This window comes from Nonomuraea sp. NPDC001684, from assembly GCF_053596515.1.
Map to the genome: position 1 here is coordinate 39,772 of NZ_JBSFGJ010000026.1, position 7,860 is coordinate 47,631.

A 7,860-nucleotide genomic window follows, 5' to 3' on the forward strand; every position below is an offset into this window, starting at 1 on the left:
CTGTGACGTCTGCCACGATGTCCCCAAACGCGTATGAACCACCACCACATGGTTCGCACGCACACACGGCTGGCCTCAGGTGGCGACCCCATCGACACCGGCCCCGATCGCACAGGAGCGGCACGTGACAGTCGACGCCTCTCGTGGTGCCGAAGCACCCCCTGAGCTCGTGCAGTTGCTCACCCCCGAAGGAGTGAGGGTCGAGCATCCCGACTACGACATAGACCTGACGCCCGAAGAGGTCAGGTCGCTCTACCGCGACCTGGTGCTCGTCCGGCGCATCGACCTGGAGGCCGTGGCGCTGCAACGTCAGGGCGAGCTGGGCATCTGGGCCTCGCTGCTCGGCCAGGAGGCCGCCCAGATCGGCTCGGGCCGCGCGCTCACCGACTCCGACATGGCCTTCCCCACCTACCGCGAGCACGGCGTCGCCTGGTGCCGCGACGTCGACCCGGTGAAGCTGCTCGGCCTGTTCAGGGGCGTCAACCACGGGGGCTGGGACCCCGAGGAGCACAACTTCCACCTGTACACGATCGTGATCGGCAGCCAGACCCTGCACGCGGTCGGCTACGCCATGGGCATCCAGCGCGACGACGCCTCCGCCGCCACGATCGTCTACTTCGGCGACGGCGCCACCAGCCAGGGCGACGTCAACGAGTCGTTCATCTGGGCCAGCGTGTTCAACGCGCCCGTCGTCTTCTTCTGCCAGAACAACCAGTGGGCCATCTCCGAGCCGCTGGAGAAGCAGAGCCGCATCCCCCTCTACCGCCGGGCCTCGGGCTTCGGCTTCCCGGGCATCAGGGTCGACGGCAACGACGTGTTCGCCTGCCTCGCGGTGACCAGGAAGGCGCTCGAAGCCGCCCGTACGGGCCAGGGGCCGACGCTGATCGAGGCGTTCACGTACCGGATGGGCGCCCACACCACGACCGACGACCCGACCCGCTACCGGGTGGCCAGCGAGCTGGAGGCGTGGAAGCTGAAGGACCCGATCGAGCGGGTCAAGTCGTACCTGTTCCGCAACGAGCTGGCCGACCAGGGCTTCTTCGACGCCGTGACCGCCGAGGCCGACCAGCTCGGCGCCGACCTGCGCAGGCGGTGCCTGGCGATGCCCGACCCCGAGCCGCTCGATATCTTCGACCACGTCTATCGCGAGCCCCACGCGCTCATCGACGGAGAGCGCGCTCAGTTCGCCGCCTACTTGGAGGGCTTCGAGAAATGACGGTGTTGAGCCTGTCCAAGGCGCTTAACGAGGGCATGCGCCGCGCCATGGAGGACGACCCCAAGGTCCTCATCATGGGCGAGGACGTCGGCAAGCTCGGCGGCGTGTTCCGCGTCACCGACGGTCTGCAGAAGGACTTCGGCGAAGACCGGGTCATCGACACGCCGCTCGCCGAGTCCGGCATCATCGGCACCGCGATCGGCCTGGCGCTGCGCGGCTACCGGCCGGTGTGCGAGATCCAGTTCGACGGGTTCGTGTTCCCGGCGGCCGACCAGATCATCACGCAGCTCGCCAAGATGCCGATGCGCTCGCTCGGCGCGATCAAGCTGCCCGTCGTCGTGCGCATCCCGTGCGGCGGCGGCATCGGCGCGGTCGAGCACCACAGCGAGTCGCCCGAGGCGTACTTCGCGCACACGGCCGGCCTGCGCGTGGTGGCCTGCTCCAACCCGGCCGACGCCTACACCATGATCCAGCAGGCCATCCGGAGCGACGACCCGGTCATCTTCTTCGAGCCCAAGCGCCGCTACTGGGAGAAGGCCGACATCGACACGGCCTCGACCGACTGGTGGACGCCGTTCGACAAGGCCACGGTCGTACGGCCCGGCTCCGACGTCACGCTGCTGGCCTACGGCCCGATGGTCAAGACCTGCCTGGAGGCCGCCGCGGCCGCCGAGGACGACGGCCGCTCGCTGGAGGTGATCGACCTGCGCTCGCTCAATCCGCTGGACGAGCCGCTGGTCATGGAGTCCGTCCGCCGCACCGGCCGGGTGGTCGTGGTCCACGAGGCGCCCGTCTACAGCGGCTTCGGCGCCGAGCTGGCGGCCCGGATCACCGAGCAGTGCTTCTACCACCTGGAGTCGCCCGTCCTGCGGGTCGGCGGCTTCTCCACCCCCTACCCGCCGTCGAAGCTCGAAGAGCACTACCTGCCCGACCTGGACCGGGTGCTGCACGCCGTCGACCGCGCCTTCGGGTTCTGAAAGGGGGACGCGCTTCCATGCGACGCGAGTTCAAGCTTCCCGACGTCGGGGAGGGGCTGACCGAGGCCGAGATCGTCCGCTGGCATGTGCGGCCGGGCGACGAGGTCAAGGTCAACCAGATCGTGGTGGAGATCGAGACCGCCAAGTCCATCGTCGAGCTGCCGATCCCCTGGGACGGCGTGGTCGCGGGCGTGCTGGTCGAGGAGGGCCGCACGGTCGACGTCGGCACGCCGATCGTCGCCGTGGACACCGGCGGCGAGGCGGGCGGCGCCGACCAGGGCCCCGCCGGCCAGAGCCGTGCCGACCAGGGCCCCGTTGACCAGGGCCTCAAGGCGCTGGCCGACGACATGGTTCCCAAGCCGCCGGAGGAGGGCGCGGTCGAGCCCGGCGCCCACGGCAGCCCCGCGCCCAAGGAGGAGCGGCAGGCGGTCCTGGTGGGTTACGGGGTCAAGACCGGCGCCTCCAAGCGCCGTCCCCGCAAGCAGCCGGCGGAGCCGATCCCGGCCGCGCCGGTGGCCAACCCGGCCCGCGTGGAGGTGCCCGGCCCGGCCCCGACGGCCCGCCCGGCCGAGCCCGTCCCCGCCGCCGCGCCGGCCGCCGGAGTGGTCGCCGGTTCCGGGCGCGTGGCCGTGCTGGCCAAGCCGCCGGTCCGCAAGCTGGCCAAGGACCTGGGCGTCGACCTCGCCACGCTCACCGGCACCGGCCCCCAGGGCTCCATCACTCGCGACGACGTGCACGCCGCCGCGCAGGGCGGTCTCCAGGGTGGTCTTCAGGCCGCGCCCGAGCCCGTCCGGCAGGCCGAGCCCCAGCGGCGGGAGGAGCGCGTCCCCGTCAAGGGCGTGCGCAAGATGACCGCCCAGGCGATGGTGGCCAGCGCCTTCACGGCCCCGCACGTCACCGAGTTCCTCCAGGTGGACGTGACGGAGACCATGGAGGCGGTCCGGCGGCTGCGGGCCCTGCCCGACTTCGCCGAGGTCAAGGTCTCCCCGCTGTTGCTGGTCTGCCGGGCCCTGCTCACCGGGGTCAGGCGCTACCCGATGATCAACTCGTCCTGGGACGAGGCGGCCCAGGAGATCGTGGTCAAGCACTACGTGAACCTGGGCATCGCCGCCGCCACCCCGCGCGGCCTCGTCGTGCCCAACATCAAGGACGCCCACGCCCTCCCGCTCCCCGAGCTGGCCAGGCAACTGGGCGCGCTGGCGGAGACGGCCAGGGCGGGCCGCACCCAGCCGGCCGAGATGGCGGGCGGGACGATCACCATCACCAACGTGGGCGTGTTCGGCGTCGACGCCGGCACCCCCATCCTCAACCCGGGCGAGTCCGCCATCCTGGCCTTCGGCCAGGTCAGGGACATGCCGTGGGTGGTGGACGGCGAGCTGGCGGTGCGCAAGGTGACCACCCTCGCGCTCAGTTTCGACCACCGGATCGTCGACGGCGAGCTGGGCTCGATGTTCCTGCGCGACGTCGGCGCGATGCTGGAGGACCCGCTCCGCATGCTCGCCTGGAGCTGAAACCGGGCTGAAACCGGGCCGACGCCGGGCCGAAGCCGGGCGGCGACCGCCGGGAGGACCCCTCTCCCCGGCGGTCACCGCAGGCTCGGCCAGGGCGCCTTCTTGTCCCGCGCGCGGGGGCCGTACGACTCCAGCCACACGGGCGCGCCCACGACATGAGAGACCGCCGCGGGCCAGTCTGATACACCCTCCTCGTAGACCGGCGTCGCCCGCAGCAGCCGGGCCGTACGGTCCGGCTCGGCGAACGTGACGGGCCGGTCGTAGCGCACGCACATGCGGGTGACGTCCGCGTCGAGGTGGGTGAGCGCGAGACCGTCCAGGCCGCCGGCCGCCTCGGCCGCGTACCGGTGGGCGACCGCGTCGAAGTGCCCGCGGCGGAAGGCCCCCTGCCATGGCCCGGTCACGTTGTGCGGCTCGGGCAGCTCCAGGCCGGGGTCCTCGGTCACCAGCGGGCCGGGGCCGTGCCGGGTGGTGTAGGTCCGCAGCACGCCGAGCCGCGCCGCCCCGGACCCGTCCAGCAGTTCCAGGGCGTTGGCGAAGGTCGTCGTGCTCCACGTCGTGTACGGGTCGAACCCCCATCGCTCGTCCAGCAGCACGCCCTGCGCGCCCTCGAACACCACCGGCCCCCGCCTGACCAGCCCGGCGGTGTACGACGAGTCCACCAGCCGCACCCGCTCGGCGAACGCCCGGTAGACGGCCACGCAGTCGGCCACCGGCGGCCCCTCGACCCCCAGCGCCTCCCGCAGCACGGTCAGCTTGCGCGTCAGCTCGGGCGGCGGGTCGCCCGCCCGGGGCGCGAGCGCGCCGTGCTCCAGGTGGTACGCCATCGTCTCCCCGACGCCCATCCCGCAGGACCCGTGCCGCGCCTCCCCGCGCGCCAGCTCCCGCCTGCGCCCGGCCTCGACGTGGTACGGCGTCGCCAGCAGGCAGTCCCGGTCCACCGTGAGCAGCCCGAAGGGGTCGGGCACGCCGAGCCGGGCCAGGTGCTCCGCCTCGGCCGACAACGCCAGCGGATCGACCACCACGAACCGCGAGAGATGCGTGCGAACCCCCCGGAACGTCCCGGCGCCGAACTGCGCGAACGTGTGGTGCCGCCCGTCGTCCAGGACGACGTTGTGCCCCGCCTGGGCGCCCCCGTTGAACCGGACCACGGCGTGGACGGGCAGCGTGGCGCACGCCCAGTCCACGACCGTGCCCTTGCCGGCGTCGCCGTACCCGAGGTCGACGACGACCAGGTGCTCGTTCACGCCCGGAGCCCGCCCAGCCCGCCGCCCAGCCCGCCCCCGAGTCCGCTGTCGAGCCCGTCGAGCGGCTCGGCGGTGACGACCGTGCCGCGGTCGAGCCTGGCCAGGGCCCGCGACACCGACGCGCCGGCCGTCGAGCCCAGCTCGGCCAGGTCCTCAAGGCCCTCGTCCAGGCCGATCGCGTCCTCGCCGAGCCCGACGGTGAGCGCGATCGTCTCGCACACGGCGTCGAGGTCGTCCAGCTCCAGCACGTTCTGGCCGAGCAGACGGCGCCAGGAGTCCAGCACCTCGGGGTCGCCGGCGTAGCTGGCCCCCTGCGGGAGGATGAAGTAGACGTCGTACTTGCGGGTCAGCTCGGCCACGACGTCGTCCACCCCGAGGGGCGCGGTCAGCCGGTCGCCGACGAGGTCCTTGACGTGGTTCCTGGACACCCGCTGGTAGGGCATCTCGTCGCCGATGACGAACAGGTAGCCGCGCCTGCCGCGCTTGTCGTGGCAGTCGATGGAGGTGTGCCTGGCCATGAAGTACATGGCCAGCTCGTAGGACTCGCGCTTCTGCCCGCCGCCGCCGCCCTCCAGCAGGATCAGGCCGAGCTGGTCGTCCATGCGGTTGTCGGACTCGAACTGGCCGACCTGCAGCGGCGCCCGGTCGCAGGTGGCGTCGCCGATCGCGCCGAACATGATCTGCGGGTCGGTGGCGTACCCCTTGCGCAGCAGCAGCCCGAGCAGGTCGGGCAGGCGGGTCTGCAGCGTGCGGGGGACCGCGCGCATCGAGCCGGTCACGTCGAAGAGCACGGCGATGGCCAGCGAGTCGGGGTGCTCGGCCGAGTCGCGGCTCTCCCGCGTCACGCCGAAGGGGTCGAGGTCGGGGTGGACGCGCCGGGCTCCGCCGTCGCTGTAGGCGAAGGCGCTGGAGCCGGTGGCCGCGCGGTAGCGCGCGGCGGAGTCGTAGACGTTCGTGGACCAGATTCCGCTGCCCATGGCAGCCTCCCTCAAAGGTGGAGCGGACGGTACGTACGGGGTCCGTAGAGGTCGTCGAGCAGGTCGTCCAGCTCGCGCAGCAGCTCCCACGCGTCGGACGGCGGGCGCAGCAGGCAGCCGCGGACGAAGGCGCGCATCCGGCGCGGGCACTCGCCCATCAGGTGGTCGACGCACCGGGTCAGCGCGGCGATGTCGGCGCGCTCGTCGAGCCGGTCGCTGTGGCACCAGTCGACCAGCACGAGCCCGTGGTCGAGCGGATGGATGAGGACGTGGCGGGGGAGCACGGCGCCGTGCGCGACGCCGGCCCGGTGGGCGAGCCCGGCGGCCACGAGCAGCCGCCGCCAGATCCAGGCCACGTCGCGCGGGTCGAGGCCGGTGCCGGCGCGGTCGAGGGTGACGAACCCGGCGGGCGCCCGGCTGACCACGTTCGCCTGCCGGACCACCTCGCCGGCGCGGTAGCGGAAGCTCGCGACGAGGCGGGGGACGTACGGCAGGAAGCGTGGGTCGCCGTCGGCCGCGATCTTCCGCAGCGCGGCGGCCTCGCGGACCAGCAGCCGGTCGGCGGCCGGGTCGCGGGCCACTTTGAGCAGCGAGTCGCGCTCTGCGCCGCGCCCGGCCGGGTAGAGCACGGCGGTGCCGCCCTTGTGCAGCGGCGGCCCGACCAGGAAGTCGCCGACCCGCTGGCCCCGGTGGTAGGTCTCCCAGAGCGCGACCAGCCGCTTGAACGCCTCCTCGCCGCCCGGCGCGAGGTCGGGATGCAGCGCCCTGGCCAGCCGCCGGTAGACGCGGGCCGCGGACCCGCCGGCGAAGAGCTCCTGGGCCGATCGCGCCCCCATGACGATCGCCGCCGCCCGCTCGGTGGTCATCGCACCTCCTCCTCCCGCGCGGGCCGTAGCAGCGCGGGGTGGAGCAGCCGGGCGTCGCCCGCGCGGTAGAGCTTGGCCCGCGGGCCGCCTCTGGGGCCGCCGGTCTCGGTGGTCTGGCCGGTGCTCTCGACGAACCCGGGGACGGACAGGACCTTGCGGTGGAAGTTGCCCGCGTGCAGCGGCGTGCCCCATACGGTCTCGTAGATCAGCCGCAGCTCGGAGACGGTGAACTCGGCCCCGGCGAAGGCCGTGGCCAGCGGCGTGTACTCCAGCTTCGACCGGGCCCGCTCGACGCCGTCGGCCAGGATGCGGGCGTGGTCGAAGGCGAGCGGCGGCACGTCGTCGACCGGGTGCCAGACGGCCGCGGCGGCGTCCGTGCCGGGCCTGGGGTCGGGCAGGTCGGGGGCGAAGGCGAGGTAGGAGATCGACACCACCCGCATGCGGGGGTCGCGGCCGGGGCCGCCGTAGCTGGCCAGCTGCTCGATGTGCGCCGGGCGGGTGGCCACGCCGGTCTCCTCGGCCAGCTCGCGCACCGCCGCCTCGGCCAGGTCCTCGTCCGGCTTGATGAAACCGCCGGGCAGGGCCCAGCGGCCCGCGTACGGCTCCACGCCGCGCTCGACGATCAGGACGTGCAGCCGCCGGTCGCGGATGGTCAGCGCCACCACGTCGACGGTGACCGCGACCGGCGCGTAGAGCCGGGGGTTGTAGCCAGCCAGGAACTCTTCCATTCCCAAGTCCTTCTCAGTTCGAGTCAATCTCGACTTGAGAATAACTCCGTCGACGGGTGTGTGTCGATAGGGTTGGCGCATGATCCGTCACATTGTGCTGTTCACCTGGGCCGACGACGCCACCGACGAGCAGAAGGCCGCGGTCGCGACCGAGCTGCGCAAGCTGCCGGGCGAGATCCCGCAGCTACGGGCGTACACGGTGGGGCCCGACGCCGGCATCACCCCCGGCAACCACGAGTTCGCCGTGGTCGCCGACCTCGACAGCGTGGACGACTTCGTGATCTACCGCGACCATCCCCGGCACCAGGCCGTGATCGCGGAGTACATCAAGCCGATCC

8 protein-coding genes are annotated in these 7,860 nt (G+C 72.7%); 4 read left to right on the top strand and 4 right to left on the bottom strand.

Annotated features, from left to right (window positions below; genetic code table 11):
- Window positions 1–124: 124 nt before the first annotated feature.
- The 3 genes from pdhA to ACWCSD_RS08365 are packed head-to-tail and all read left to right on the top strand — an operon-like array spanning window position 125 to window position 3,704.
- Window positions 125–1,216 (top strand): pyruvate dehydrogenase (acetyl-transferring) E1 component subunit alpha, encoded by a 1,092-nt coding sequence (pdhA, locus tag ACWCSD_RS08355; RefSeq protein WP_352361056.1) that lies wholly within the window; start codon window positions 125–127, stop codon window positions 1,214–1,216.
- The gene (locus tag ACWCSD_RS08360) at window positions 1,213–2,193 is read left to right on the top strand and encodes an alpha-ketoacid dehydrogenase subunit beta (RefSeq protein WP_352320500.1); all 981 of its coding nucleotides are present in this window, start codon (window positions 1,213–1,215) and stop codon (window positions 2,191–2,193) included. The genes pdhA and ACWCSD_RS08360 overlap by 4 nt, the downstream gene beginning before the upstream one ends.
- A 17-nt stretch (window positions 2,194–2,210) precedes the next feature.
- Window positions 2,211–3,704, top strand: coding sequence for a dihydrolipoamide acetyltransferase family protein (locus ACWCSD_RS08365; RefSeq protein ID WP_397166655.1), 1,494 nt, complete (start codon window positions 2,211–2,213; stop codon window positions 3,702–3,704).
- 74 nt (window positions 3,705–3,778) lie between these two features.
- Here ACWCSD_RS08365 and ACWCSD_RS08370 read toward each other — a convergent pair whose 3' ends face one another.
- Genes ACWCSD_RS08370 through ACWCSD_RS08385 form a run of 4 tightly spaced genes read right to left on the bottom strand, consistent with a single transcriptional unit; the run spans window position 3,779 to window position 7,522 of the window.
- Complete coding sequence (locus ACWCSD_RS08370; protein WP_449913685.1) at window positions 3,779–4,951, bottom strand: adenylosuccinate synthetase; 1,173 nt, start codon at window positions 4,949–4,951, stop codon at window positions 3,779–3,781.
- Window positions 4,948–5,928: a hypothetical protein gene (locus ACWCSD_RS08375; RefSeq protein ID WP_449913686.1), complete on the bottom strand. Its 981-nt coding sequence runs from the start codon at window positions 5,926–5,928 to the stop codon at window positions 4,948–4,950. Before ACWCSD_RS08375 ends, ACWCSD_RS08370 begins: the two co-directional genes overlap by 4 nt.
- Before the next feature lie 11 nt (window positions 5,929–5,939).
- Window positions 5,940–6,794 carry a molecular chaperone DnaJ gene (locus ACWCSD_RS08380; protein WP_449913688.1) on the bottom strand — a complete coding sequence of 285 codons (855 nt, stop codon included), beginning with the start codon at window positions 6,792–6,794 and terminating at the stop codon, window positions 5,940–5,942.
- On the bottom strand, window positions 6,791–7,522 hold the full coding sequence (locus ACWCSD_RS08385) for an NUDIX hydrolase (RefSeq protein WP_358302027.1): 732 nt from the start codon (window positions 7,520–7,522) through the stop codon (window positions 6,791–6,793). The genes ACWCSD_RS08380 and ACWCSD_RS08385 overlap by 4 nt, the downstream gene beginning before the upstream one ends.
- 79 nt (window positions 7,523–7,601) lie before the next feature.
- Here ACWCSD_RS08385 and ACWCSD_RS08390 point away from each other — a divergent pair.
- Window positions 7,602–7,860, top strand: a 259-nt coding sequence (locus ACWCSD_RS08390) for a Dabb family protein (protein WP_449913690.1), incomplete at its 3' end; no start/stop codon positions are given.